General features: G+C 54.4%; 29 protein-coding genes and 2 tRNA genes. 8 read left to right on the forward strand and 23 right to left on the reverse strand.

The window, feature by feature from the left end; translation table 11 throughout:
* The first annotated feature begins 50 nt into the window (after positions 1–50).
* A complete protein-coding gene (locus GQF03_RS05725) occupies positions 51–554 on the forward strand; it encodes a TRAP transporter small permease (protein WP_161338257.1) in 504 nt (167 codons plus the stop codon).
* The gene (locus GQF03_RS05730) at positions 551–1849 is read left to right on the forward strand and encodes a TRAP transporter large permease (RefSeq protein ID WP_161338258.1); all 1299 of its coding nucleotides are present in this window, start codon (positions 551–553) and stop codon (positions 1847–1849) included. The genes GQF03_RS05725 and GQF03_RS05730 overlap by 4 nt, the downstream gene beginning before the upstream one ends.
* 220 nt (positions 1850–2069) lie before the next feature.
* On the opposite strand, the gene GQF03_RS05735 is transcribed toward GQF03_RS05730, so the two are convergent.
* The 17 genes from GQF03_RS05735 to alsS form a co-directional block, all read right to left on the reverse strand.
* Positions 2070–2145: transfer RNA gene (locus GQF03_RS05735), tRNA-Phe, on the reverse strand.
* Between the two features lie 154 nt (positions 2146–2299).
* Positions 2300–2479, reverse strand: a complete 180-nt coding sequence (locus GQF03_RS05740) for a DNA gyrase inhibitor YacG (RefSeq protein ID WP_161338259.1) — start codon at positions 2477–2479, stop codon at positions 2300–2302.
* 4 nt (positions 2480–2483) lie between these two features.
* A complete protein-coding gene (locus GQF03_RS05745; RefSeq protein ID WP_161338260.1) occupies positions 2484–3890 on the reverse strand; it encodes a ribonuclease E/G in 1407 nt (468 codons plus the stop codon).
* Positions 3887–4492 carry a Maf family protein gene (locus GQF03_RS05750; RefSeq protein WP_380741908.1) on the reverse strand — a complete coding sequence of 202 codons (606 nt, stop codon included), beginning with the start codon at positions 4490–4492 and terminating at the stop codon, positions 3887–3889. The genes GQF03_RS05745 and GQF03_RS05750 overlap by 4 nt, the downstream gene beginning before the upstream one ends.
* A gap of 77 nt (positions 4493–4569) precedes the next feature.
* Complete coding sequence (gene infA, locus GQF03_RS05755) at positions 4570–4788, reverse strand: translation initiation factor IF-1 (RefSeq protein ID WP_161315948.1); 219 nt, start codon at positions 4786–4788, stop codon at positions 4570–4572.
* A 142-nt stretch (positions 4789–4930) separates the two neighbouring features.
* Entirely contained in the window at positions 4931–5392 is a 462-nt protein-coding gene (locus tag GQF03_RS05760) for an arsenate-mycothiol transferase ArsC (RefSeq protein ID WP_161338262.1), read from the reverse strand.
* A 58-nt stretch (positions 5393–5450) separates the two neighbouring features.
* Positions 5451–5930 (reverse strand): UPF0262 family protein, encoded by a 480-nt coding sequence (locus GQF03_RS05765; RefSeq protein WP_161338263.1) that lies wholly within the window; start codon positions 5928–5930, stop codon positions 5451–5453.
* Between the two features lie 27 nt (positions 5931–5957).
* Positions 5958–7250, reverse strand: a complete 1293-nt coding sequence (gene hisD / locus GQF03_RS05770; RefSeq protein WP_161338264.1) for a histidinol dehydrogenase — start codon at positions 7248–7250, stop codon at positions 5958–5960.
* Positions 7240–7953 (reverse strand): ATP phosphoribosyltransferase, encoded by a 714-nt coding sequence (gene hisG, locus GQF03_RS05775; protein WP_162858437.1) that lies wholly within the window; start codon positions 7951–7953, stop codon positions 7240–7242. Before hisG ends, hisD begins: the two co-directional genes overlap by 11 nt.
* Complete coding sequence (locus GQF03_RS05780) at positions 7922–8389, reverse strand: DUF2948 family protein (RefSeq protein WP_161338265.1); 468 nt, start codon at positions 8387–8389, stop codon at positions 7922–7924. The genes hisG and GQF03_RS05780 overlap by 32 nt, the downstream gene beginning before the upstream one ends.
* Positions 8390–8415: 26 nt before the next feature.
* The gene (gene murA, locus GQF03_RS05785) at positions 8416–9708 is read right to left on the reverse strand and encodes a UDP-N-acetylglucosamine 1-carboxyvinyltransferase (RefSeq protein WP_161338266.1); all 1293 of its coding nucleotides are present in this window, start codon (positions 9706–9708) and stop codon (positions 8416–8418) included.
* Between the two features lie 193 nt (positions 9709–9901).
* Positions 9902–10456, reverse strand: coding sequence for a dCTP deaminase (dcd, locus tag GQF03_RS05790; RefSeq protein WP_161338267.1), 555 nt, complete (start codon positions 10454–10456; stop codon positions 9902–9904).
* Positions 10457–10541: 85 nt separating this feature from the next.
* Positions 10542–10715, reverse strand: a complete 174-nt coding sequence (locus GQF03_RS05795; RefSeq protein WP_161338268.1) for a hypothetical protein — start codon at positions 10713–10715, stop codon at positions 10542–10544.
* A 321-nt stretch (positions 10716–11036) separates the two neighbouring features.
* On the reverse strand, positions 11037–11279 hold the full coding sequence (locus GQF03_RS05800) for a Flp family type IVb pilin (protein ID WP_161338269.1): 243 nt from the start codon (positions 11277–11279) through the stop codon (positions 11037–11039).
* A 561-nt stretch (positions 11280–11840) separates the two neighbouring features.
* Positions 11841–13733 (reverse strand): PhoX family protein, encoded by a 1893-nt coding sequence (locus tag GQF03_RS05805; protein WP_161338270.1) that lies wholly within the window; start codon positions 13731–13733, stop codon positions 11841–11843.
* Between the two features lie 140 nt (positions 13734–13873).
* Positions 13874–14719, reverse strand: coding sequence for an acetolactate decarboxylase (budA, locus tag GQF03_RS05810; RefSeq protein WP_161338271.1), 846 nt, complete (start codon positions 14717–14719; stop codon positions 13874–13876).
* A gap of 9 nt (positions 14720–14728) precedes the next feature.
* Positions 14729–16378 (reverse strand): acetolactate synthase AlsS, encoded by a 1650-nt coding sequence (gene alsS, locus GQF03_RS05815; protein WP_161338272.1) that lies wholly within the window; start codon positions 16376–16378, stop codon positions 14729–14731.
* A gap of 267 nt (positions 16379–16645) precedes the next feature.
* Here alsS and GQF03_RS05820 point away from each other — a divergent pair.
* The 5 genes from GQF03_RS05820 to GQF03_RS05840 all read left to right on the forward strand — a co-directional run bounded on the left by GQF03_RS05820 (position 16646) and on the right by GQF03_RS05840 (position 19007).
* Positions 16646–16720 (forward strand) — tRNA-Thr (locus tag GQF03_RS05820).
* Positions 16721–16835: 115 nt separating this feature from the next.
* Positions 16836–17381 (forward strand): hypothetical protein, encoded by a 546-nt coding sequence (locus tag GQF03_RS05825; protein WP_161338273.1) that lies wholly within the window; start codon positions 16836–16838, stop codon positions 17379–17381.
* A 23-nt stretch (positions 17382–17404) separates the two neighbouring features.
* Positions 17405–17596, forward strand: a complete 192-nt coding sequence (locus GQF03_RS05830; protein WP_161338274.1) for a DUF1737 domain-containing protein — start codon at positions 17405–17407, stop codon at positions 17594–17596.
* 3 nt (positions 17597–17599) lie between these two features.
* Positions 17600–18232, forward strand: coding sequence for a LysE family translocator (locus GQF03_RS05835; protein WP_161338275.1), 633 nt, complete (start codon positions 17600–17602; stop codon positions 18230–18232).
* Between the two features lie 112 nt (positions 18233–18344).
* Positions 18345–19007, forward strand: coding sequence for a glutathione S-transferase family protein (locus GQF03_RS05840; RefSeq protein WP_161338276.1), 663 nt, complete (start codon positions 18345–18347; stop codon positions 19005–19007).
* Here the strand turns inward: GQF03_RS05840 and GQF03_RS19095 are convergent.
* The 4 genes from GQF03_RS19095 to GQF03_RS05860 all read right to left on the reverse strand — a co-directional run bounded on the left by GQF03_RS19095 (position 18985) and on the right by GQF03_RS05860 (position 23250).
* Positions 18985–20235: an adenylate/guanylate cyclase domain-containing protein gene (locus GQF03_RS19095; protein WP_161338277.1), complete on the reverse strand. Its 1251-nt coding sequence runs from the start codon at positions 20233–20235 to the stop codon at positions 18985–18987. The two genes, GQF03_RS05840 and GQF03_RS19095, sit on opposite strands and share 23 nt — an antisense overlap.
* A 101-nt stretch (positions 20236–20336) precedes the next feature.
* Entirely contained in the window at positions 20337–20975 is a 639-nt protein-coding gene (locus tag GQF03_RS05850; protein WP_206376344.1) for a YbhB/YbcL family Raf kinase inhibitor-like protein, read from the reverse strand.
* Between the two features lie 72 nt (positions 20976–21047).
* Positions 21048–22598, reverse strand: a complete 1551-nt coding sequence (locus tag GQF03_RS05855; protein ID WP_161338278.1) for an acyl-CoA carboxylase subunit beta — start codon at positions 22596–22598, stop codon at positions 21048–21050.
* A 16-nt stretch (positions 22599–22614) separates the two neighbouring features.
* Positions 22615–23250 carry a TetR/AcrR family transcriptional regulator gene (locus GQF03_RS05860; protein ID WP_161338279.1) on the reverse strand — a complete coding sequence of 212 codons (636 nt, stop codon included), beginning with the start codon at positions 23248–23250 and terminating at the stop codon, positions 22615–22617.
* A 171-nt stretch (positions 23251–23421) separates the two neighbouring features.
* Here GQF03_RS05860 and GQF03_RS05865 point away from each other — a divergent pair, with 171 nt between their 5' ends.
* On the forward strand, positions 23422–25104 hold the full coding sequence (locus GQF03_RS05865) for an alkyl sulfatase dimerization domain-containing protein (RefSeq protein WP_161338280.1): 1683 nt from the start codon (positions 23422–23424) through the stop codon (positions 25102–25104).
* Positions 25105–25129: 25 nt separating this feature from the next.
* Here GQF03_RS05865 and flaF read toward each other — a convergent pair whose 3' ends face one another.
* Positions 25130–25540, reverse strand: a complete 411-nt coding sequence (gene flaF / locus GQF03_RS05870; protein ID WP_161338281.1) for a flagellar biosynthesis regulator FlaF — start codon at positions 25538–25540, stop codon at positions 25130–25132.
* Positions 25541–25616: 76 nt separating this feature from the next.
* Positions 25617–26417: a flagellin gene (locus tag GQF03_RS05875; RefSeq protein WP_161338282.1), complete on the reverse strand. Its 801-nt coding sequence runs from the start codon at positions 26415–26417 to the stop codon at positions 25617–25619.
* Positions 26418–26457 lie beyond the last annotated feature (40 nt).

Below are 26457 nucleotides of genomic sequence, written 5' to 3' on the forward strand. Positions count from 1 at the left end.
TCCTGAAATAGAATATGAACCTCCGGCATTCCTCAAACGAGAACATTTCCATGGAACAAGAACAATCTGCCAAATCAGATGACAATGGCGAGGTAAAGGCACCCTTTCGGATTGAAGAAGCAATTGGCGCCCTCGCGATGGGATTGATATGCGTGATCAGTATTTTAAATGTTATCGTTCGCTATGCGACGGATGTGTCCTTTGCCTTTACTGAAGAATATTCCGTATTTTTATTGGTCATCGTCACCTTTGTCGGCGCGGGATTGGCCTATACCAACAATGGCCATATCAGTATTGCGATTGTTGTCAACTGGTTGGGCGGGCGCGGCGCGCGGGTCCTCAAATTCATCTCGTTTTTGGCCTCTGTATCCCTGTTCGCCATGCTCGTCTACTATGGCGCAGACTTGACCTATGACGAATTTCGATTTGATGAAACGTCCCCTGCACTCGGCTATCCCACTTGGATATATACGATCTGGCTGCCATTGTTATCTCTTGCCGTGTTGTTCCGAATTTTTCAGGTAGCCTGGATCGAAATGAGGTCGAAAGGATGAGCCCGCATTTCATCCTCTTGGGATCGCTTTTCGTCTTTCTTATTTCTGGTGCGCCCATATCAGTTTCATTGGGATTGTCCGGTGTCATAGCGATTTTCTTTGGGCTAGACATGGATGCTGTCGCCAATATGAGCACCATTGCTTATGCAAGTATCGCCAAGTATCCGCTAATTGCCATTCCCCTGTTTATCCTGACAGGCATGATCTTCGAGCGTTCCGGCGTGGCGGAGCGGCTGGTTGAGCTTTCGCGTGCGATTGTGGGCCCCCGTCGGGGAGGGCTCGCACTCGTGGCAATTCTTGTCTGTTTGATTATGGGGGGGATGTCCGGTTCCGGTCCGGCAGACGCCGCCGCCGTGGCGACGGTCATGATCCCGAGCATGTTGAAGGAAGGCTATCCGCGTGCCTTCTCGGCCAGTATCATTGCGGCATCGGCGTCCACGGCCATCCTGATCCCGCCCTCGATTGCCCTGATCGTATATTCGATTATGGTGCCGGGGGTTGATTTGCGTGCACTGTTCGCCGCAGGTCTATTTCCGGGATTGTTGGCGGGATTGGCGATTGCAGTGCCCGCGCTCATTCTCAGTCGGCGACACGGGTTTGGCGCCGAAAAAAATTCAGGAGGGCGACCGCCACTCGGCAGAAGCTTTATCCGGGCTCTTCCTGGCCTGTTTGCGCCAGTCATTATACTTGGGGGGTTGCGAAGCGGGCTTTTCACGCCGACTGAAGCCGCTGCGGTCGCTGTCTTCTACGGCCTGATTGTTGGCTTGTTTTTGCATCGTTCGATGAATATGCGAGACATATACAATGTACTTGCCGAATCTGCCCAAATCTCGGCTGTGGTCATGATCATTATTTCACTGGCAGGAATTTTTGCATTTGCCGGATCCATCCTTGGCACTTTCGACGTGGCGGCAGAATATATTCTGTCTGTCTCGAATGAGCCAATGATTGTGCTGTGTCTCGTCATGTTATTTATTTTGCTGGCGGGGATGGTGCTGGATGGGGTGTCGATCTATCTAATTGCCCTGCCTTTGCTGATGCCGATCATGGCGTCTCTTGGCTGGAACCAGGTTTGGTTTGGCGTGCTCATGGCGATGAATGTCGCGATCGGTCAATTCACCCCGCCAGTTGCTGTCAATTTGATGGTAACGGCCAGAATCGCGAATGTGCCAATAGAGGCCACGTTGCGCTGGATCGTCTGGCCGATCATTGCCATGATCCTGTCTGTTGGCCTTGTCATCTATTTCCCGTCGATCGCACTTTGGCTGCCAACAGTCCTTGGATATAAAGTCTAGCGAATGGGTAAACTGTAGATTGCGTGAGAGAGTTTTTTTAATGCACGCTCTTACGAAGTCTTTTTAAAGAGACATCGTTGCCGGTTGATCTAAATCAGCTGTGCAGGGAAACATTTACCGTCATAAATTCATAAAGATAAGGCAAAAACTGGGGTCCAAATTAGGATCCTATTCGGCCAAAAATGTTTCCCGTGTCACCAGAATGGATTTTAGAAAAAAATGGTGCCCAGGGGCGGATTCGAACCACCGACACGCGGATTTTCAGTCCGCTGCTCTACCAACTGAGCTACCTGGGCATCTTGCGCAAACTGCGCCGCCGTTTGGGCGAGGAAGCAGGTTTATAAAAGAAATATTCGGGGCTGTCCAGAGGCGATGATCTAAAAATGCACAAAAGCCGCGAGGGGATTTGGCGCCTGAACGGTGGCGGCCTAAGCGTCTGGAAATGGGTGGCTATTCCCCCTCCTCGTCATTCGCGGGGATGCTCTCCTCTCCGGGGATGACATAGGCCTCGTTGAACCATTTCCCGAGATCCACCTGCTTGCAGCGGGGCGAGCAAAAGGGGCGGAATTTCGCGGCGGACGGCTTTCCGCATTGCGGGCAGGGTTTCGCCGGGTTTTTTGTTTGCTTCATTTTCCTAACCAACCTTGAATTCGAAATTTGTAAGTTCCGGATCGACGACGATTGCGACGGGGCGTGCGAGGTCCCTCTCGATCAGACTTTGGCGCGTCCGGATAACTTCTGCAAGCCCGGTTCCGGCTCGCACCTCGATGGCGGCCTTGCGGACGAACGGCGCCGCCATCTGCAGCGCGCGAAAAAGGTCCGCAAGTATCGTCGCCTCCGTCTTTGTATCACCATCGCCGTCGCAAGCCGGGCAGGGATCGTATAATATATCTCGCAAAGGCGGCCGACCACGCTTTCGTGTGATCTGCATCAAACCTAGTTCCGTCATGCCGATCAGGCGGGTCGTAACGGGATCCTTGTCCAGATTTGTCTGGAGCGTGTTTGTGAGTTCCCTGACTTCGCCCTTGCCGTTCATCTGGATAAAATCGACGATAATAATCCCGCTGATATTGCGAAGGCGGATCTGGCGGCAAATTTCTACAGCCGCTTCACGATTGGTGACAAGAGCCGCTGATTGTCCGCCAGAGGCAGTTGTCTGTCCGCCGGAATTGACGTCGATGACTGTCAATGCCTCCGTTGGTTCCAGGGTAATATTGCCGCCAGAGGGAAGGGTGGCCGATTTCCGCAAAGCCGAGTCAATCGCTGCATTGACACCCATTGCTTCAAAAAGCGGGGTTTGTTGCTCCCAAAGGTCAAGCGATCCGTCGACCGCCCTTACGCGGTCGATCAGCCCGGCCTTTATGGCATGTAGCGTCTGTACATTGCTGGCGATAACATTTATCCGCGGAGATAATTTATCGAGAAGAATTCTACTGACCGGTGACTCCGGCGGGCTGATTGGTCCGGGCTTTTCCGCCTTTTTCGCCTTTAGGAGAATATCCTGCCATGCGGTTTTCAGCATCTCCAATTCCACAACAAGGGTGGCGTCGGTGGCATTGCCTGCGGACGTCCTTGCCATGACACCTGACGTTTCGCAGTAAGGGGAGAGCAATTTTTCAAGGCGCGTCCGCTCCGCTTCCGATCTGATGCTTTTTGAAAGGCTTAAGCCTTTTCCAAGCGGGCGGAAAATTAGATTGCTGGACCGCATCTCAAAGCGGCGGCCGAGTTGGACACCCTTATCGCCGATCTTGTCCTTGATTACCTGAAGCAGAAGTTTTTCTCCTTCATGCACGGCGTGGCGAATGTTTGTTGCGTCACTCGGGATATCGTCAATCTGGAGGAAACCATTCACCCCGGCGCCAAGATCGACGAAGGCAATATTCAAATCGGGCAGGACGGTCGCTACGCGCCCAAGGTAGAATGAGCCGGTCTGGGAAATATTCTCCGGACGCTCAATCTGGAGTTCGACGACTTGATCATCTTCGATCACCGCACCGCGCGTTTCGAACGGCCCGTCTTCGATCAGCAGAAGGTTTGTCATCTTTTGATGTCAGTCCAGAGCGGAAAGCCGTTTCCCTTGAGCATATTGGCAACCTCAAAAAGCGGTAGCCCGACGACATTGCTATAGGAACCCTGTATCTTCCTTACAAGCGCAGCAGCAAGCCCTTGAATTGCATAGCCGCCGGCCTTGCCTCGCCATTCGTTGGAGGCGATATATGCCTTTATCTCGGCGTCATCGAGGGGCTTGAAGATAACCGCAGTGGAGACCGTGCGTGAGACAAGCTTGCCGGCAGGGGTGACAAGGCTGACGCCGGTATGAACCTGGTGCCGGCGGCCCGAGAGAAGGGATAGGAATTTTCCGGCGTCCTCTTCTGTTTCCGCCTTGCCGAGGGCGCGGCGACCGACCGCAACGACAGTATCCGCCGACAGCAGGAACGCACACTGATGTCGCGCGGAGACTGCCTCGGCCTTTTGCCGGGCAAGGCGGCCCGCAAGGTCTCGAGGCAACTCGTTTTTGAGCGCGGTTTCATCGATATCGGCCGGGTCGACGGCGGTGGGCGCAATCCCGATCTGTTCCAGGAGGGCCAGCCGTCGCGGCGAGGCAGAGGCGAGAATAAGAGGGGGAGACTTGGGTGACGACAGGTTGGTTATGGTGCCTCTCGATACTGCCAAGGCGGCAGTCTTTGGGAGGTCGGTTCGATCACCCATAAATGGTTACCTTACTTGTAGCGGAAGGTAATGCGGCCTTTTGTCAGGTCATAAGGTGTCATTTCGACGGTGACTTTGTCGCCCGCCAATACACGAATGCGATGTTTGCGCATCTTGCCGGCCGTATGCGCCAGCACTTCGTGATCATTTTCCAGAACGACGCGGAACATTGCATTGGGCAGCAATTCCGTTACCGTTCCTTCAAATTCCAATAGTTCTTCTTTCGCCATAAATCGTTAGTCCAGTTGTTTCGGATGCTGCAAAATAAAGGGCAGTAAGGCTAAAATGCAAGCCTTTCCTTTAAAATTAACCGAAGATTGCAGAAAAACAGGTAAGTTTCGACGAATTCGCAACAATATCCGTCCTGATTTCTTAAACACTCGGCAAAGGACCGGTTCTAAACCTTGCTTTGATCTTCTCATAGAGCTCATCGCGCACATGACGGTAGGCGTTCAGCCGCATTTCGCGATTTCCTTCCGTAGTCGAGGGGTCGAGGATGTTCCAGAATTCCGTTTCGCAGGCGGTTGTCCGGGTCAGCTCTTCCGCCCTGTTATGCGCCTCGCGCGATAGCGAGATAATCATATCGAAAGAACTGTCCTCCAGATCATCGAAGTTTTTCGCAACATGCTTGGAGGCATCGAGGCCAATTTCGTCGAGCACTTCTATGGCGAAGCCATCCACGTCCTTGGCCCGCACGCCGACACTGTCGACATAGACGGCATGCCCATACAGGCTTTTCATGATATTTTCCGCCATCACGGACCGGATGCTGTTGTGGGTACAGGCAAAAAGGACACTTCCCGGCAGTTCGTTGCTATAGGGTAATTCGCTCATGAGTGCCGGATACCCGCAATTGTGGCGTCGAATTTCCGTATCTTGCCATATGACATGCCTAACCCCTTATATGGAGAATGCACATCAGGGTGAACAGCCGCCGTGCGGTATCAAAATCGGTTTCCACCTTATCTTTCAGGCGTTCTTTCAGAAGCTCCGATCCTTCATTGTGAAGACCCCGCCGCCCCATGTCGATCGCCTCGATCTTCGACGGTGATGCGCTCTTGATCGCATCAAAGTAACTTTCGCAGACATGGAAATAATCCTTAATGATGCGGCGGAACGAGATCACGGGCAAGGGAATACGAACCAGCTCAGCCGTATCATCCTCAGTCCGGACATCAAAGATCAGCCGATTATCCTCGATACTGAGATGAAGGGAGTAGGGGCCGTTCTCCTCAAATCCATGTACGGCAAAATGGTTCTGATCAAGGATATCGAATATAGCGACTTTGCGCTCATGTTCGATATCGGCGTTACGGCGGACAACCGTCTTTTCGTCGAGGGCGATCTTCGCGATAAACCTTGTGTCCGACATCTCCTTATCGCTCCTTTGCGCGGTCTCTCAGTTCAGTCGTATCGACACGGAGAGCGCATGGGCGCCCAGCCCCTCGGATTCAGCGAGGGCGATTGCCGCCGGTCCAATCCGGCGAAGGCTTGCCGCGTCCAGTTTCATCAAAGATGTGCGCTTGACGAAGTCGAGCGTCGAAAGACCGGATGAAAAGCGCGCCGTCCGCGAAGTGGGAAGCACATGGTTGGGCCCAGCCACATAATCGCCGATCGCCTCGGGGCTGTAGCGGCCCAGAAAAATGGCGCCGGCATGCCGTATTTCAGCGGCAAGGCTTTCAGGATCGTCAACGCATAGCTCCAGATGCTCAGGCGCGATCCTGTCGACGAGCGCCGGGGCACGGGCAAGGTCCTTGACGACGATGATCGCGCCATAGTCGCGCCAGCTGGCAGCGGCAATTTCGGCGCGGGCGAGAGTTGATAAATGGTTCGCCACCGCTGCTTCGACATTACCGGCAAAAGCGGCATCATCCGTAATCAAGATGCTTTGCGCAACCGGATCATGTTCCGCCTGGCTCAGCAGGTCGGCGGCAATCCAGGCGGGGTCATTCTGGCCGTCAGCAACCACCAGAATTTCGGATGGCCCGGCGATCATGTCTATTCCGACAGTGCCGAACACCTGCTTCTTGGCGCTGGCGACGTAGGCGTTTCCTGGTCCCACAATCTTGTCGACCGGCGCGATAGTCGCCGTGCCATAGGCGAGGGCGCCGACTGCCTGCGCGCCGCCGATGCGGTATATTTCATCGACACCGCAAAGATCGGCGGCGGCCAGAACCATCGGATTGATCACGCCGTCGGGCGTCGGCACCACCATGACGAGGCGCGATGCGCCGGCCACCTTGGCGGGGATCGCATTCATCAGGACGGAAGAAGGATAGGTCGCCCGACCGCCCGGCACATAAAGGCCGATGTTCTCAATTGCCGTCCAGCGATAGCCGAGGGTGACTCCTGCATCGTCCTGATAAAGTGCGTCCGCGGGCATTTGTCGGCGGTGGTAATCCTCGATGCGCCCGGCGGCCTGCTTAAGCGCCTCCAGTGTCTCGTTGTCGCACGAGCGGATTGCCTCTGTTTTCTCGGCTTTGGTCAACCTAAGGCCGGATGCCTCCGCAATCTCCAGTCGGTCAAATTTCCGAGTGTAATCAAGTAATGCCGCATCTCCGCGTGCCCGGACATCGGCAAGAATATCTGCGGCGATTGCATCGACATTTTTATCCTCATCCCGCTTCTGCGCGAGGAGGGACGTAAAGACAGCCTCGAAATCCGGGTCTTTATCGTTCAGTTTAAGCGGCATTGACCACCTCTCGGAATTTTTCGATCCATCCGTTCAGTTCAACAGATCGGGTTTTAAGTGCCGCCCGGTTGACCACCAGACGGGAGGTGATGTCGAGAATTTTCTCCACTTCGACAAGGCCGTTTGCGTCCAGCGTCGCGCCTGTCGATACGAGATCGACGATACGGCGGCAAAGCCCGAGGCCCGGCGCAAGTTCCATTGCCCCCGAAAGCTTTATGCATTCAGCCTGGATGCCCGCTTCCGCAAAGAATTTATGGGTCAGGTTGGGATATTTCGTCGCGATACGGATATGACTCCACCGGCTTGGGTCGCGGTCTTCCTCCAGATCCTTCGGCTGCGCAACAGCGATGTGGCAATGCCCGATATCAAGATCGACCGGGGCGTAAATTTCCGGGTAATCAAACTCAAGCAAGACATCATTCCCCGCAACACCGAGCTGGGCCGCGCCAAAGGCAACGAATGTCGCGACGTCAAAAGAACGGACGCGGATAATGGAAATATGCGGATGGTTCGTCCGGAATTGCAGCAAGCGGCTATCCGGATCGTCAAATGCCGCCTCGGGCTCAATCCCGACGGCGCGGATCAACGGCATTACCTCTTTTAGTATCCGGCCCTTTGGCAGGGCGATTACCAGTTCTTCACTCGACGGCACGCGTTTGCTCCATTCGCTATCAATTTTCCGGATCCGGGACGGACGCGTCATCATGTCCCGGCTTCAGTTCAGTCGCCCAGGGATCGCCCGTATCGGTCAGGGTTGCGTTAATGCATTCCGCAGTCAGGCGAAGCGTTCCGCCGCCGGCGAAATTCAGTGTTATTTCTGTCTCAAGATCTTCTCCGACTTGTGTCGAAAGGCTCAGCAGTTCAAGTGCTTCCGTCGGATTTTCCTGCGAAATTCCGGATGTCCTGACGCTGAGGACGTCGCCGATATACAGGCCGGAGCGAATTCGGTACCATCCCCCTCCGGATGTTGGTTCGTTGACGGTATCCTCCCATTTAAAACGGGAGCCCATGATCGTGAAGGCCCGCGCCGGTTTCAGGAAACTCATTTCGCCCGGGCTGGTGATCATCCCTTCCAGGGCGGCGGAAAGGATTTCCATGTCTTCAATTTCGGCAGCAATCAGTTTCAGGGCCTTGGGCATGGTGCTGTCCCATTTTCAATCTCGTTTCAGCTTGCATGGATACGTTCGATATCCGCGCCGCAAGCCGCCAGTTTCTCCTCGAGCCGCTCATAGCCGCGGTCCAGATGATACACACGATTGATAACGGTTTCTCCCTCTGCTGCCAAGCCCGCAAGCACCAAAGAGACCGAAGCGCGCAAATCCGTCGCCATTACCGGTGCGCCAACAAGATGGTTGACGCCGCGCACAAGCGCCGAATGTCCATGGACTGTAATGTTCGCGCCAAGCCGCGCCAGTTCCGGAACATGCATGAACCGGTTTTCAAATATGGTTTCCGTAATCATCGCCGCGCCATCCGCGATGGTCATCAGCGCCATAAACTGCGCCTGCATATCCGTTGGATAGCCGGGATAGGGTAGGGTCATGATATCGACCCCGTGAATGCTCGTCCCTTCTCGTGAGATTATGAACCCGTCTTCCGTCTCTTCGATTTCGGCGCCGGCTTCAATTAAAGCGTCCAAGACGGTGCGGACAAGATCCGCCCGCGTATTGGTAAGCTCAATTCTTCCGCCGGTTATTACCGCCGCGATGGCATAGGTGCCGGTTTCAATCCGGTCCGGCAACACGCGATAATTCGTGCCATGCAGTCTGCTGACGCCATGAATTTCGAGGCGGCTCGTTCCTTCTCCGCGTATATCGGCGCCCATCTTGCGAAGGAGGTGCACCAGGTCGATGATTTCAGGCTCCTTCGCGGCGTTCTCCAGGATCGTCGTCCCTTGCGCCAGGGTCGCGGCCATCAAGAGATTTTCGGTCGCACCGACCGAGACGGTTTCGAAACGGATTTCGGCGCCTTGCAGCCCGTCGGGTGCCTCGGCCTCCATATAGCCACCGGCAATCGTGATTTTTGCGCCCATTTGCTCGAGACCGCTGATATGCAGGTTCATCGGTCTTGTGCCAATCGCGCATCCGCCGGGCAGAGAAACCCGCGCCTTGCCGACACGGGCGAGCAGCGGCCCCATAACAAGCGCCCCTGCGCGCATCTTGCGGACAATGTCATACGGGGCTTCTGTATTCGTGATTTTTCTTGCGCTGATCGCGAGAGATCGACCGTCACTGCCGCCACCATTCGCGCTTTCGCCATTCATCACGGCGATCGCGCCGTGCTGGCAGAGAAGAGTGATCAACGTCGAGATATCCGCCACATGAGGCAGATTGGAGAGCGTCAGCGTTTCTTCCGTGAGCAGGCTTGCCACCATGAGTGGCAGGGCCGCATTTTTTGCGCCGCTGATCTCTATTTTACCCTGAAGCGGCTTGCCGCCTCTAATACGAATGCTGTCCATATCAAGTTACTCTGGTCCGTTCCGGCTGGTCTCGCAGCTTTTGCTTGAAATTGCAAAGATCCGGCCATGAAATTTTGTCGAAAGAGCGGCTTTTATCTGATTTTGCCGCAGAAAGGAAAGAAAATGGCACATTGGCATGCGTCTACAGGTCATTTTTTACGATATCGCGTGGGAAATTTGTTTTATCGCGCCGTCAAAGCCTGGGGAGCGTGACGCCTTCCTGCCGCATATATTTGCCAGCGCGATCCTTGTAGGAGACTTCGCATGGCTCATTCCCTTTGAGAAAGAGAAACTGGCAGGCGCCTTCATTGGCATAGATTTTCGCGGGCAACGGGGTCGTATTGGAGAATTCGAGTGTAACGTGACCTTCCCATTCTGGCTCCAGCGGGGTTACATTGACGATGATACCGCATCGGGCGTAGGTCGATTTGCCAAGACAGATAACGAGCACATCACGCGGAATACGAAAATATTCGACCGTGCGGGCAAGCACGAAGGAGTTCGGCGGGATGACGCAGACATCTGTTTTTCTGTCGACAAAGCTCGTATTGGAAAAAGCCTTAGGGTCCACGGTCGCCGAATCAATATTGGTGAATATCTTGAACTCGTCAGATACCCGCGCATCATAGCCATAGGACGAAAGGCCATAGGAAATCGTTCCTTCGCGCTTCTGGCTTTCCACAAAGGGCTCAATCATCCCGGTTTCCCGGGCCGCTTGCCTGATCCATTTATCGGACAGAATGGACATACTCTAATTCTCCGCTCAAACGCCTAAATTTGTCGGGCATACTACAGTCTGTCTTGGGGCGGGCCAAGGTTAAATGATTGAATATCTAATCCGTGAGCTTGTTGCGGTTTTTTATGGCCGCCGGCGCGGCTTCCCCGCGATTGCGCTGAAGGTCTTTCCGCTTGCGAAGATTCTCCCGCAATGCGGTGGCCAGCCGCTCGGCCTTCTCCGCCTTCTGCCGTTCCTTTTGTGTTGGATTGCCTGGTTTTTCTGCAGTCATCGATCAGTGTCACGTGGTAACAGTGCCAATGGTTATATCCATAACCGGAGAAAAACACCAATCCGTAATTAGGGTCGTCAATATAGGGGTTGGCTGAATCACCCGTTTAACGAATATATATGAAAATTTGGAAAAATGGGCCTCCTCATGGGCGCGAGGCTTTTCCAACCGGGTTTAGGAGGTCCCGATCAGATTGGGTTTGCACCCGTGAGGAGGTATGTATTGAGGCCGACGAACTAAAACCTCAATACAGGGCGGCGAAAATGATTAGAAAACACCGCCCATATCTATGCGTATGATATATTATGGTTGATACGGTTATTAACTGTTGCTTGCAGAACAGCTTCCAGCCGTTCCACTTTCAGTGTCTGATGGCGTATAAGTACTTGTGCCATCGGCTTCACAGAGAGCTTTGGCGATGTCGTCAAATGCTCCGACAATTGTGCTGCCCAATGCGGTGAAGGCCACGACGCCAACAAGGGCAACGAGGGCCGCAATCAGTCCATACTCGATTGCCGTCGCGCCGGAATCGTCCTGGGTGAATGAACGCAATACTTTTAGCATGATAATCCCCTTTAAATAGATCAAAGAGCTTCAATGATCCGAGACTGTTCTGGCCGACAATCGGCCATTTAACTATTCTAAAACTATTAAAACGAGTTTTCAGCGTTTTCTTTGAAAAACGAATCAATCTCGAATAACGAGTTTTAATATATATATATAATCGTTAAACGAATCTTAATGGCCGTGAAAAATCGTTATATTATGTTGAAATATAATAAAAATACCAAATTTCCACAATTTTCATAGAAATGAGTAAGGTGCCGGAAACGGTCTGCGTCGTTGGCGAGAGTTGTCAGCATTAAAGGGAATTTACAAACTATCTAAAACAATTTATACTAGAAGTAGATTGTAAAGAAAAAAATTTGCCTCATCTTTATAGGCATAATACAAATACTTGTAAAGAGAGTACAGCAGACTCGCCGATTCTTGCTGAATTCATAGGCGCCGGGATGTGTCGACTTTGGGGTGTCGGTGCAAAAAAGGCGATCGGCAGGGGCGATCTGTCGCGGCCCAGTAAAGAGGGATGGGATGCATCCCTCTTTATCGCCGGATTCTTCGCCCTCAGCTGATCGCCGTTCCGTCCTTTCGGGAAACGGCGATAATGGCGGATCGTGGAACTGATTGTCCGCCCTCCGGGAAATGGCTGTTGCCTTTTTCGCCGGGGTGCTGGATGCCGACGAAGACGGTGCTTCTGTCCGGGCTCCAGGCCATGCCGGTGATCTCGCATTCCTTCGGGCCGACCATGAAGCGCTTTATTTCTCCGGTGAGCGGGTCGCCGATCAGCATCTGGTTATTGCCCATGCCGGCAAAATCACCCTCATCGGTGTAATTGCCGTCAGTCTGTATCCAGAGATAGCCGCTGTCATCGAAGGAAAGCCCATCCGGGGAATTGAACATGTTGCCGATATTCACATTCTCCGACCCGCCGTAGGCGTCGTTGTGAACCGTCGGATTGCCCGCGACGACAAAGAGGTCCCAATTGAATTCATCAGCAGTATGGTCGTTGTTGACCGGGCGCCAGCGGACTATCTGGCCGTAAAGGTTTTCGGCCCGCGGGTTCGGACCATTCACCGATGCGGGATTGCCGCCGGCATTCGGCTTCTTGCCGCGGTTCTTGTTATTGGTAAGGGCGACATAGGCCTCGCCGCGTATCGGATTGACGGCGACCCATTCGGGCCGGTCCATGGTAGTGGCGCCTACGGCGGACGCCGCCTGACGGGTCAGGATGCTGATTTCCGCCTGCGTCGTCATGCCCGTTGTCTCAGGCGTCAACGGGATCCACTTACCGGTTCCATCGTCGCTGAACCGGGCAACGAAGAGCGTACCGGCATCGAGCAGGTCGCGGTTTTCGTCGCCTTCCCTGTATTTTTCCGCGCTCACGAAACGGTAGAGAAATTCGCCGCGCTCGTCATCGCCGAGATAAACGACGACATGGCCGTTGGCGGCGACAACGAGTTCCGCATTTTCATGCTTGAAACGGCCGAGAGCTGTCCGCTTCTTCGGAACAGAGTCCGGATTTTCGGGATCGATCTCGACCACATATCCGAATCGGTTCGGCTCGTTGGGATTCTTGCTGATATCGAAACGCTCGTCGACGCTGGCCCAGGCGTACCCCCAGTCCTTATTGCCGACGCCATAACGCTTCAGGGCATCGGACGGCGTGTAATTTTCATCACTGCTCGAAAAATATCCGTTGAAATTTTCCTCGCAGGTCAGATAGGTGCCCCAGGGCGTCCGCCCGCTACCGCAGTTATTCCAGGTGCCGAGCGCTGTAGCGCCGTCCGGATCAGCCGCGGTTTTCATCATGTCGTGTCCGCGCGCGGGACCGGATATGTCCATCGGCGTATTGGCGGTGATACGGCGGTTATAGGGGCTATCCTTGACGATGCCCCATTTCCCGTCTGTTTCCCGGATTTCCGCAATGGTGACGCCGTGACCGGCCATTCCCTTTAGGACGTCGTCCGCAGTCTCCGGTTTTTTGCTCGCCCGGTTGCCATAGATAATGCTTCGGTTGACATATTCGTTGTTGGAGGCAAGGACCAGCTTTTCATCAATCTCGAAAAGCACCATGCCGTCATTATTATCTCCGACCGCCAGCAACTGGCTTTCCGCCGTGCCGCGGGTCACGGGATCGAAGGGGAGGCTGTTTGACCACAGCGGATCGCCCCACATGCTCACCACATGCCAGTTGTAGTTTTCAGGAACTGTAACGGTGTCCTTGTTGTTGGCCTCGACCCCGCTGAAATCCTCCGGAAGGAAGGTACAGCCGGCAAGGCCGGTAAGCGAGGTCGTTCCCATGACGAACGCGGCGGCGCCAAACTTTGCCCCTTGCCCGAGGAATCTGCGCCGCGAGAGGACCGTTTGCGAAATTTTCTGAAAATCAGTTGCGCCATCACGCGGATAATGGGTGTCGTCGAATTCATCAAAGGAAATTTCATCTTCCGATGCGGACATAAGGGGCCTCCTGGCAAATCGTCTTTGTTGCAATATGGCTTCACACTTGTGAAGCCGTCCCGAGTCCCTTCTTACTGGCGGCAGATTGCAAAATTGTGTCATACATGCGGGCCAAGACGCTACCCGTGATGAGGATTTTTTTACCGGCTGCGCGCCGAGCCACTTTCCGCAATATCGAGGGCTTTCGTAGGATCGTCCTTGAGGTCGGCTTCTAGAAACGATCTGGTCTCCGGAATGGCGATATGAAAGTCCGTCTCGAAATGCACCTCCGCTGACAGTTTTGCGGCGTTGAGATCGAGAAGATGGCCGCCTTTCGTCTTATCCTCCGAAATGAAATGAAGATGATAACCGGCGACATTCAATGTCTTCGCATATGTCGGCGTCCAGAAGCCGACAAGGGTGCCCGTGATATTTTCGAAGCTGAACTCACTCTGATGACTGGTGGCCGTTACAAGGTCTTCCCCCGGCGCCGCCTTGCAGGCCGCGCGGAGGTCGATCTTGTCGAAACGCCCCTGAAGGCGGAAGCCGACAAAGATATTATCTGACGGCCGCAATTCGTCGAGTGTCTGTTTCAGGGTTTCAATTGACGAAATGGCAAGCAAATCCTTGGTTATATCCGCGTCAAACCGGGTAATGGTGGCAAAGGGCACGAACCACCCGTCCTCTGCCTCGCGGGTGACGCCGTCATCCGTCGCCTGATAGCAGTGTCCATCAAGCATGATGAGTTCACCGTCAAGCCCGTCATAGGTGCCAAGACCGAAATCGCCATGGGTCTTCAAATCGCCGACGGTCATGCAACCCTGGTACACGCCTTTGACCAATGCGCCGCTTGTGGACACCTGAAAAAGAGAATGATGCTCCAGCCCGAAGGCCGAGGCAAGGGCGTCGCGCACCACATGCGAAAGACTATGCCCTGTACGTTCGGTCTCCGCATGCAGGGCGTCCCACAGGGTTTTGGAGATATGGCACTTCAGTTGATGGGTCATATTGCCTCCTTAATGTCCGGCATTCGGGTCGGTCGCGACGAAGAGTTCCATATTGTCGCTATAATCGACAGGCATGTGAACGAGAACAGGGCCTTCATCTGCGAGTGCCTGCTGCATTATCTCGTCAAATTTCGATGAGTCGTCGAGTCGATACCCCGTCGCCCCGAAAGCCTCCGCAAATTTTACGACGTCGTAATAGCCGAGGTCGACGCCTGAGCGGCGCTTGTATTTCATCAACTGCTGTTCCAGCACCATGTCATAGTTGCCGCTATCCCAGACAAAGAGGATGAAATGCAGCTTTTCGCGCACCGCGGTTTCCAGCTCCGTCGCGCTGAACAGAAAGCCGCCGTCGCCGACAGTTGCGAGCACGGTTTTCTCAGGGTGCGCCAGTTTCGAGGCCATTGCCCAGGGAAGCGCAACTCCAAGCGTCTGCTGCCCGTTACTGATCAGGAGCTGGTGCGGAACATGACTCAGGAAATAACGGGACATCCACATGCCGTGGGTGCCGATGTCACATGCGACAATGACATTCTCATCCAGATATTCATGCAGCTGGTGGATAAACCGCAGCGGGTGGATCTTGCCCTTGCATTCCGTAAGGGCCTTCGGATTGACGAGATAATCTTCATATTCCTTGCGGACGTTCTTATGCTGGTCCATGGGCGGCATGTCCACGAGCATGGGGATCAGCGCGCGTATATTTTCCGCGACGCCGCCCAGCAACTCGACATCGGTTTGATAGGCAAGATGGATATCGGACATGACGTGATCGATATGGATGATCTTCTTGCGATCGCCTGAATTCCAGATTTCCGGATCATACTCCACCGCGTCATACCCGATGGTGATGACGACATCCGCCTGCCGCAGAATCTTGTCTCCGGGTTGATTGTTGAACAGGCCGACGCGACCGAAGAAGAGATCGAGATATTCCTTGCAGACGACACCGGCGGCCTGAAAGGTCGATACGACCGGGATCTTATGCGCCGTCAACAGGTCGTGGACGGCTCGGGCGGCTTTGGGTTGAGAAGCTTCTTCGCCCAGCAACAGAACCGGCGATTTTGCTCCGGTGATGATTGCGGCAGCCTTTTCCAGCGCCGCATCCGATGCCTTGCCCGCATAATCTATCTCACCGGCTTCGATGACACCCGCATCCGTTTTTTCGTGGGAAACGTCAACCGGCAAGCTCAGGAAACAGGCGCCGCGCCGCGGCGCCATGGCGATCCGAAAGGCGTTGACGATCGCCTCCGGTATTTCGTCGGCGAGATAGATTTCCTGGCTGGACTTTGTCGCGCCTTCCATCAGCTTGACGTTCTGTGCCGCCTGATGGGAGGCCTTGTGCAGCATTCTCCGCGAGACATTGCCGCCGATGGCGACCACCGGATCGCCTTCTGTCGTCGCGGTAAGCAGGCCGGTCAGCATGTTGCCGACGCCCGGCCCAGACGTTACGAGCACGACGCCGGGCTTTCCTGTGAGACGGCCATAGGCGGCGGCCATGAAACAGGCGTTCTGTTCGTGCCGGCATAGGATCAGTTTGATGGGAGAGTCCAGAAGGGCATCAAAAACGGCATCTATCTTCGCACCGGGAATGCCAAAAACGAATTTCACGTCAAGAGATTCAAGGCATTTTACAAGTAGTTCCGCACCGTTTCTCGTCATAATATTTCCTTACCCTGTTGACCTGGATTTCTTACGTCGATCTGAAGCTGCTATTTTTCAAGGCACTTTGATAAAATGACAAGAGAAAAATCCAATTTTTATTCTACTTAAAATTTTCAGGTATTTCCAGGTCACCCCGCTCTCTGAAGCAAAGGCGTGCCGGATTTTGCCGGTTCGGCGATTTTGCGCGCTTTTTCTCCTGCGCCGAGGAAACTCTTTGACATGGCAGGAAATCCCTATATATTCCGCCGCGCATCAACCCAAATCGCCGCCGTAGCTCAGGGGTAGAGCACTCCCTTGGTAAGGGAGAGGCCGGTGGTTCAAATCCACCCGGCGGCACCATCACCTTGTGTTAAACCGTTATTCTTGCGATCCTGTGGGGGGGCGTTGCTTGTCATTGCCGTTTTTGCAGGTCCGGTTGCGCCAATCACATGTCCGTCTTTCAGGGTGAGGCTTTATGCGAAAATATCTTATTCCGTTACTTATCGCCGTCGGGATCGGACTTGTCGGCTGGGTTGGATATGACTATTCAAGAAGCGGCGAGCAGATTGCGGCTTTTAACCTTGACGGCAGTGAAGGCAGTACGGATCTGATCAAGCTTGATCCGTCGATGAATCCGCTGCGGGCAATCCTGACAGTCTCCTATGAAATAGAGCTGTTGAAGGGAACTTCGGCGGCCTTTGACTATGATATCCTGATGGCTGGACTTGGGGGAGTGGAGGTTTTTGCGGCGCAAGGTCAGCAGCGCGACAAACGGGACGACAATACACCGGAATATGCGACGAAATCTTCGGAACTGGTCATAAAAACATTTGCCGTTCCGGTTCCCGGGGAGTATTTGCTGGATTGGCGGATTGCTCCGGTTGAAGCGAAAATTCTCGGTCAGTCGATCTCGCTTCGGCGGAATGTGGAACCTCTTAGGGTCGCGTTCCTGATACCGGGCGTTCTTAGTCTTGCGCTGGGCTTCTTTTTGCTGATCCGGAGCAAGCGCAAGGGGCGTTGATTTCTATTGCGTGAGGCGGCAGTATGACGGATGAAAAACCTGGTTACCGGTTGCTGACTGGCGAAGATACCCATGACTTTTGCGTTCGCGTCAGTAAGGCGCTTGCGGAAGGTTATGTGCTGTACGGATCTCCGGCGGCGACATTTGATCCCAACACCAACCGCATGCTGGTCGCGCAGGCGGTTGTCCGCCCTGATTTTCCAAAATCTGACTAGAAAATGCTGATCGAACCTGGTCCGCTTGGTCTGTTTGTCCTCTCGGCTCTGGCGCTCAACCTGACGCCGGGGCCGGATATGCTTTTTACGACCGCCAGCGGCCTCAAGCAGGGGCCGCGCGCCGGTGTCGTCGCCGCCCTCGGGATATCTGCCGGCTCAATGGTTCACATTCTCCTCGCGATCATCGGCGTTACGGCAATTTTTAAAACATCGGAGCTTGCATTCGACATCCTCCGCTTTATCGGCGCGGGATATCTGCTCTGGATCGGGATACGAAGCTTCTCCGCCCGCGGCGGCGACCTCAGCCGTCCACATGTAAAACCTGCCGGCCTGATGACCGTCTTTCGGCGCGGGATGTTCACCAATATATTCAATCCCAAGGTTGCGTTATTCTTTATTGCCTTCCTGCCGCAGTTCGTGTCGGTGGACGCGGGGGCAATTCCCCTACAGATTCTGATATTGGGGCTTTTGTTCAATGTGACCGGATTGCTGTGCAACGGAAGTGTCGGATTGTTTGCCGGTGGGGCCGGGCGGATCCTGTTGCAACGGCCGTCAGCCGCGAAATGGATTTCAAGAATTTCGGGGTCGATTTTTATCGGTCTCGCGGTTCGCCTCGCGCTGACGGAGCGGGCATAGCGCTGCCGTCCTGTGCCGGGCTGCTGATATAAGTACATCTCGTATTGGACTAATGGATTTAAAGTTGTAAAAATCCCTTCGAGGTTGGGTTAATCTATATGAAGGGCCAATCATGTCCGACACTATTTTGGTAATTGGTAACAAGAGATATTCGTCCTGGAGCCTGCGGGGCTGGTTGGCGGCCAGGCTGTCGGGACTGGATTTCACGGAAGTTCTGGTGCCGCTTTATCGCGCGGATACGCCAGAGCGGCTGAAAGAGGTCAACCCGAAGGCGCCGCCGAAAGTGCCGTCTCTGCTCATAGGGGACAACGCGATATGGGATACGCTTGCCATTTGTGAATATCTCGCGGAACGGTTTCCCGAAGCGAAGCTTTGGCCGGAAGATACGTTCACACGCGCGCATGCGCGCTCCGTCGTCGCAGAAATGCATTCGAGTTTTGCGGCCCTTCGTGACCATATCCCCATGGATCTTTCGAAGCATCTTGCCTATGAGGCGCAACCTGCCGATGTGGCCGCGGATATCGCGCGGATTTGCGAAATCTGGCGGCAATGCCGCGCTGACTATTCGGCAGCCGGGCCGTATCTGTTCGGACAGATTTCAGTGGCCGATGTGTTCTTCGCGCCTGTACTTGTACGGTTTCACAGCCGTTCAATCCCGCTGGACGATGTGTGTCAGGCTTATTTTGATACTCTCTGGGCGTTGCTGGAGTTCGTCGACTGGCGGTCCGCGGCGGAGAAAGAGGAATGGGTTATCACGGATTATGGTCCGAAATAATCTCCGGCCAGGCGGGCGTTAGCACCTCAATCGGATTTTTAAGTCCTGAGACGGATTGCGGCGGAAAGCGTCGCCAGTCTATCGTCACCTGGTCCGCTACGGAGGAGGAGACAAGAAGCTTGACGTTCAGCTTCTTCGTCAAATCCTGAAGGCGGCTGGCCATATTGACGGCGGGACCAATGACGGAGAAATCGAGCCGTTCCCGCGCGCCGATATTGCCGAACATGACGTCGCCGTGATGAATGCCGATGCCGAATTTCAGTTTTGCCGCGTCGGAGGGCTGATTGGCCAAAGCTTCCGCGCCTTTCCGCGCGGCATTGAGTGCCCGTTGCGCGGCGTCCGAAATAGCGGTTCCGTCCATCGTCGGAAAAATGGCGAGAAAACCGTCGCCCATGAATTTAAGCACTTCGCCGCCTTCGGCCATGACGGCCTCCGCCATGGATTCGAAAAACTGGTTGAGAAGCGCGAGGTAGGCCGGCATTTCAAGCTGATCGGCGAGGGCGCTGGATCCCCTGAGATCGCAAATCCAGATAACGGCCTGAATAACATCGCCATCGCCGCGCTGATGTTTTCCTTCCATTATCTGATGGGCCGCGGCGGGTCCAAGATAGGCGCTGAGGACGTCATGGAGGGTTTGCTCCCGCTTGAAAATGCGTGCGGCGACAAAGAAAAGCGAAACGAGACGGCGTAGGGCCGCTATCTCTTCCTCGGTGAAACCGCCCTGCTGGTCCGTAAGCCAGGACGCTATTATCCCATCCTGCTGTTTTAGCGCATTTTCCTCATTGCCAAACGGGCTGAGGAACGCAATGTAGTCGGTGCCGCCATCTTCCGCGAACTTCGAGAAAATTGGATATCTTTCCACGACGTCCGGCCGCGTCAGGTCGCATCGGTATTCCGGTAGCGTGTTGGCGAGCATATGAAAGAGAGGACTTTGCGTCCAGTTTGGTTCGGCTATCAGCGTTCTTGGCCGGGAACTGGTGCTGAGCTCCCCGGTCCGGTGCCAGGTATGATCGGTATTATCAATAAAAGGATGCATCTGGCGCATGGTCATATGCGAGCGGAGCAGCGGAAACAGCGATTTATCAATCTTCTGGCTGAATTTTGAAAAAATGTCAGTCAGTAAAACATCACCAAGCATGCTGTGAATAAGCCAGCGTTCGATCTCTTTAACCGCGTTATCGAGATCACGCGAACGCACAGAGGCGTCGGCAGCGTTATTAATCGCCACGGCGGTGGTTATCCTTTCCCTGTTTTCCTCTAGGTAGGCAAATGCCGTCCTAAATACAAGAGAATGCCCGCCGAAGACAGGTTCGGCGAGACGTATTTTTGCTATGCCGGTACGTCCGGGTTGAGGCTGTAGGTGCCAACATAGGATCCGCTTGCAAGGATATGCCCTTCCATCGCAGCGAGGGCCTCCGGCCCGCCAAAATTACCCGATAGGCCAAGGCTTTCAACGTCAAGCGCATAAACCGTGAAATGATAATGATGCACGATGCTGTCGTTCCAGGGCGGGCAGGGGCCATCGTACCCGCCATAGGTGCCACCCATGTCCGGATCGCCGGCAAACCAGTCCGTATAGTTGTTGACGCCCGTCACCCCATAGGCCCGCTTGCCGGGCGCCTTGCCCTTGGGCGTAATGCCGTCACTGACTTCTCCTTCCGCAAGATTGGAATATTCAACGGGTATATCCACCTGGACCCAATGATAGAAATCGACGCGCGGCAGGCTGGCGGGTACGGTTTTACCTTCCTGATTGACATCCTCACCGCTGGAAGGCACATCAGGATCGTGGCAGATAATGGCGAAAGATTTCGTGCCTTCCGGCGCGTCCGACCAGCTGATCGCAGGGCTCTTGTTGTCGCTGAGTGCAACATGGCCTTCCTCTGCAGGGACACCGAAGGCAAATCTTCCCGGTATTTCTGCACCGTTTTCCCATCCGTCGATCTTCACTTTCAATGTGGCCGTCATGATCTTTCGTCCTTCTTTTTATTCTGGTAAGCGCGGGCAAGTTTATCAAAGCCACCGTAACAGGTAAATGACTTAGGGCCGGAAATAGAAGGAGACAGGCCCTTTCAGACTTTCAAGCTGCGGCCCAATCCAATCGATCCATTGGCAGAGCGCGGGACGTGTTTCACGTGGATCAATGATGTCATGAATGCTGAAGCTTTCGGCGCGCGGAAAGGGTGATTGCTGTGCCGCCAGCTGTTCTTCCAGCTCCGCGCGCAGCTGTTCCGGATTGTCGGATGCTTCTATCTGGCGGCGAAAAGCGACTGCGACGCCTCCTTCGACCGGAAGCGGCCCCATTTCCGCGCTGGGCCAAGCCAGCACATATCCGTTTTCGCTGAAATGCGCGGCTGCGGCGACGCCGAAAGCCTTCTTCACGATGATGGTTGCCCAAGGGACGACGGACATGGCAGCCGCCGCCACGGCTGAGGTGCCATATTTGATGGTGCCGTCTTTTTCCGCGTCCGGCCCGATCATGAAGCCCGGCTCATCCGTGAAATTGACAATGGGGAGGTGAAAGGTGTCGCAAAGTTCGATGAAACGGCGGACCTTCTGTGCGGCATTGGCGCCCATTGCGCCGGCGTAGTATCGGCAGTCATTGGCGATCACGCCGACGCTCTGGCCGTCGAGCCGGGCGAAGGCGGTGATAAGGCTAGGGCCATAGTTTTTGCCCATTTCAAAAAAGCTGTCTCGATCCACAACCATTTGGACGAGATTTCGCATTTTGAAGGGGAGCCGCCGGTTTTTCGGAACGATGCTGAGTAGATCCTCGTCCATTCTGTCTGTCGGATCGTCGGAGCTAAGGCGTGCCGGCAATTCCCAGACATTGGCCGGGAGATAGCTTAAAAATTTCCTGATTTGCGCAAGGGCATCCGCTTCATCTTTCGCTATGTTGGCGGCGACGGCATTCCGGCTGTGAACCGATGCGCCGCCAAGGTCTTCTTTACTAATCTTGATATTGAGCGCCCGTTCGACGAGAGCCGGCCCTGCGATAAGAAGCTGCGCTGTCTCCCGTGTCATAACGGAAAAATGCGAGGCCGCGAAGCGCGCGGCAGGAAATCCGGCAACCGGCCCAAGAGCGGCGGAGGCAACCGGCACCTCGCCCATCAGTTTCGCAATGGAGAGGAACCGGGGTTTCTCGTAGGCGGGACTACCGACAGTTCCGCCGCCCTTGCCTTTCGCGACGCTGCCACCGCCCCCTTCGAGCATTCTGACAAGCGGTACACGGTATTGCGACGCGAGTTCTTCCGCAAATACGCTTTTTCTTAGTCCTGCCGCATTGGGGGAGCCGCCTTTCAAGGTAAAATCTTCGCCGCCGACGGCAACGCGCCGTCCGTCGATCAATCCGAGACCGGTGATATAGTTGGCAGGGGAAAAATTCTTTAGATTGCCATTCTCGTCCCGTTCCGCCGCTCCGGCAATCCGTCCTTGCTCCTGAAAACTTCCTGTATCAAGAAGACTGTCGATGCGTTCCCGGATGGTGAGGCGGCCTTTCGCATGCTGGATCTCAATTGCCTCTTTGCCGCCCTGCGCTTGCGCGGCGACGCGCATTTTTTTTATTTCTTCGGCTTCCTTTTCCCAGCTCATGCTTCTTTTCTCCGCGTCACTTGAAACTTTCGCGGAGTATAACGGCTGCCTGCTCATCAAGATAGGGTTCGAGAAGGGCAAAAATCTGGTGTGCGCCATCCGTAATTTCAGCTTCGGAAATCTCCGCGTCGGACTTATCAATCTGCAGGTACCGTATCCAGTTAAGCGCGATGATCCAGATATTGATGGCGAGGCGCATTGCCGACTCACCGTCCAGGGGTGATTTTCCCTGCTTCTCGCGAATGCGCGTCGCAAGAAGAGCGGATTTGATAAAATGAAGGGTAGCCTCCCGCCGCCGCCCGTAGAGTTTTCGCAGCTCCGGATCGTTCCGCAAAAGCTCGACGAGGTTGCCATAGAAAAATCGATACTTCCAGACAACTGTCATCCAGTTTTTCGCAATTGCGACGAGTTGCGCTTCTCCGGGCAGGTTTGGTTCGTTAATCATCAGCGCCGCTTCCGTTGCGGCGGAAATTTCGGGAAAAATGGCGCGGATAATATCTTCCTTGTCCCTGAAATGATAATAAAGATTGCCGGGGCTGATCTGCAGATGAGCGGCGATTCGGTTGGTGCCGACATTGCCGACGCCATCCTTGTTGAACAGGTCGATCGCCGCCTCGATAATTTTGCTCTTGTTTCCCTTTTTAGGTCGCATTTTCAATCCCATTCGACATGACAGACGACTGTTTGATAACCTGGATATTGACATAATTAGAATAAAGTATCTAGTATCTAATTCTTTATAATATGGATCATAGGATTAATGACGGAAAAGGTGACCTGTATGCGAAGGCGGATTGCGGGACTGCTGTGCGGGGTTTTATTAATGTCAGGCTGCGATGACGTGCCGACGATCCAGCCTGGTGTTGGAATCCCAGCAAATCAAAAGCTTGCCGCCCATAACGCGGAAGTGCGCCAGGAAGTCATTCGCGTTGCCGACAATGTGCATGTCGCCGTCGGCTTCGGACTTGCAAACTCGATCATGATCGAAGGGACCGACGGCGTTATTATTGTGGATACGACGGAAAGCGTTGCCGTCGCCGAGAACGTCAAGGCCGAGTTTGACAAGATCACAGACAAACCGGTGAAGGCGATTATCTACACTCATAATCATGCCGACCATATCCTGGGATCGGGCGTGTTTGTCGGTGACGATAACCCGGAAATTTATGCCTATGAGACCACACCTGAACATATCGACAAAATCCTGCAGGTAATCAGGCCCGTCATTTATAAGCGATCGATGCGCCAGTTCGGATCATTGCTCGAGGATGGTGACGTCATCAATGCCGGAATTGGGCCATTCCTTGATCAGGGACCGGAGTCGATTGTCGATATGCGTCGGCCAACCAAGACCTTTTCCGGCGAGATGACCAGTCTGGAAATCGCCGGGATAAAGCTGGAGCTGCATTTTGCGCCGGGAGAGACGCCCGACCAGATTTTCATCTGGCTGCCGGATCAGAAAATCCTTTTGTCGGGCGACAACTATTATCACAGCTTTCCCAATCTTTACGCGATCCGCGGGACGGCCTATCGCGACGTCATGGATTGGGTGAGAAGTCTCGACAAGATGCGCGCCCTTCACCCCGACATACTGGTGCCGAGCCATACACGCCCGCTTTCCGGCGCCGATGAGATATATGACCGGCTAACGAATTACCGCGATGCCATCCAGTATGTGCATGACCAGACGATCCGGCAGATGAACAATGGACTGACGCTGCAGGAGATCGTGGAGACGGTCAATCTGCCGCCCCATCTTGCGGAAAAACCCTATCTGCAGGAGTTCTACGGCCGTGTGGACTGGTCGGTGCGGTCAATTTTCACCGGATATCTCGGCTGGTTCAGCGGCAATGCAACGGATCTTGAGGCACTCCCTCTTGAAGAAGAGGCTGCGGCCATGGCGGATCTCGCGGGCGGGATCGACGCTTTGCGGGAAAAGGCACATTCGGCGCTTGATGCCGGGAAATTTCAATGGTCTCTCCAACTCGCCGATCATCTTCTGGTGCTGAATGACGAGGATACAGCGGCGGGAGACATTAGAATGAAGGCGCTCGCCGCCCTGGCGGAGCGGGAGATCAGTGCCAATGGCCGGAGCTACTATCTGACACAGATGCGGGAGCAGGGGGGGTTGAAGATTATCGAGCCGGATCCGCATAATATTCCGGCTGCGATGCTGGCGGCCTTTCCCATCGGCCAGTTCATGCAGGCGATGCGCGTGAGCCTGGACGCGGAACAGTCAGCGGATGTGGATATGATCGTGGGGTTCGCGTTTACGGATACCGGAGAGGATTTCACGATTCACGTAAGGCGGGGTGTTGCGGAAGTGACGGAAGAATTTCCTGAAAATCCGGCAGCGTCGATCAGGACTGAAAGTTTCGTCTGGAAGGAAATTCTTGCGAAGCGTCGGAACCCGGCGATCGCTTTTGCCTCCGGTGACGTCGAGATTAACGGAAGCATGATTGACATGCTTTCCTTCCTCTCGCTGTTTCAGCCGCCCGATAACTAGGAACCGGCAATTTTTTTAAGGTCTTTTAAAGGGACAATTTCCCGCTAAGGCCAGGCGTTGAGGGAACGGGTCCCGGTTCAGCCTGTTTCGGATCCTGCGGTTTCATGCCGTCCATGATCTGCTTGTTGACCGTGATCAACGGTGCCACGGAAGCCTCGCCTTTCATGGCTTTCAGGCTATAGCGCCCCACCCAAATTGCGATGGAAAGAAGCCGACCTCTCAAATCGTCTGGGAGACCATTTTCCTCTGACAGAAGATCCATTTGCAAGGTAAGCCACAGACGCCGGTTGTTGGCAACAGCGCGTATCCTTGCCATTGTGTCATCTTCTCTGTCAGCTTCTTCCATAGCACGAGTGAATATTGCGAAAGCCCGATACTCGGTTTGCCGAGGGGTTTCAGTATTCTGATTGGCCTTTTGGTAAGCAGCTACAGACATTTCAGTTTCTCATTCGTTTCCCGTAGTAACGTCTACTATCAACGAATATCCTTACGATACTCTTACTAACTCTCAATTATTGAAAGAGCTGAAGAATAGACTGCGGACGGGCGTTGGCAATCGACAGGGACTGAATGCCAAGCTGTTCCTTCGTCTGCAATGCCTGCAACTCGGCGCTTGCTTCTGCCAGGTTGGCGTCAACGAGGATGCCGAGACCTTCTTTGAGCTTGTCCGTCAAGAGCTGGGTGAATTCCGCCTGGCTGTCGAGCCGGTTTGCGGATGTACCCAAGGTCGTGATAACGGCGCCGACAAGACCCTCGGCGGTTTCCGTTGCGGCAAGAGCGGCAGCGGGGTTCGTCAGGTCAAGGCCGACAAGACCGAGCGTCGCCAGCGTAAGGTCCTGCGCCGGGATCGTCTGGGTAATGCCGCCAAGGCCCGTCAGAACATCAAGATCAGGGCTAACACCGTCAATCAGGTTCACACCGTTAAATACGGAGGAGTTCACAACGGAGGTAATCTGTGCGAGCAATGCATCGACTTCTTCCTGAAGAACCGTTACGTCAAGGCCATCATTAAAGGCCTGGGTGACTTTCAGATTGATGTCGATCAGAATATTTGAAATTTGAAGGGCGCCGGCGTTGGCCATGCTGACCGTCGCCTGGCCAAATGTCAGGCCCTCTTCGATTGCATCCAGGGCGGCAATGTCACCGCGCATCGTCTGGGCAATCGTAAAGGATGCCGGGTTGTCCTTCGGTTCGGCGACTTTCAGGCCGGTTTCGACCTCCCGCTGCGTTTTGCTCAGAGCCGTCTGGGTCAGAGTCAAAGTGCGAAGCGCTGCCATCGCTGTTGAATTGGTGTTAATAGAAAAAGCAGCCATTTTGTTTTCTCCTGTAGTTTCCTGCGTTACCAAACGAACG

It is taken from the genome of Sneathiella chungangensis, assembly GCF_009882935.1.
GTDB classification, from domain to species: Bacteria; Pseudomonadota; Alphaproteobacteria; order Sneathiellales; family Sneathiellaceae; genus Sneathiella; species Sneathiella chungangensis.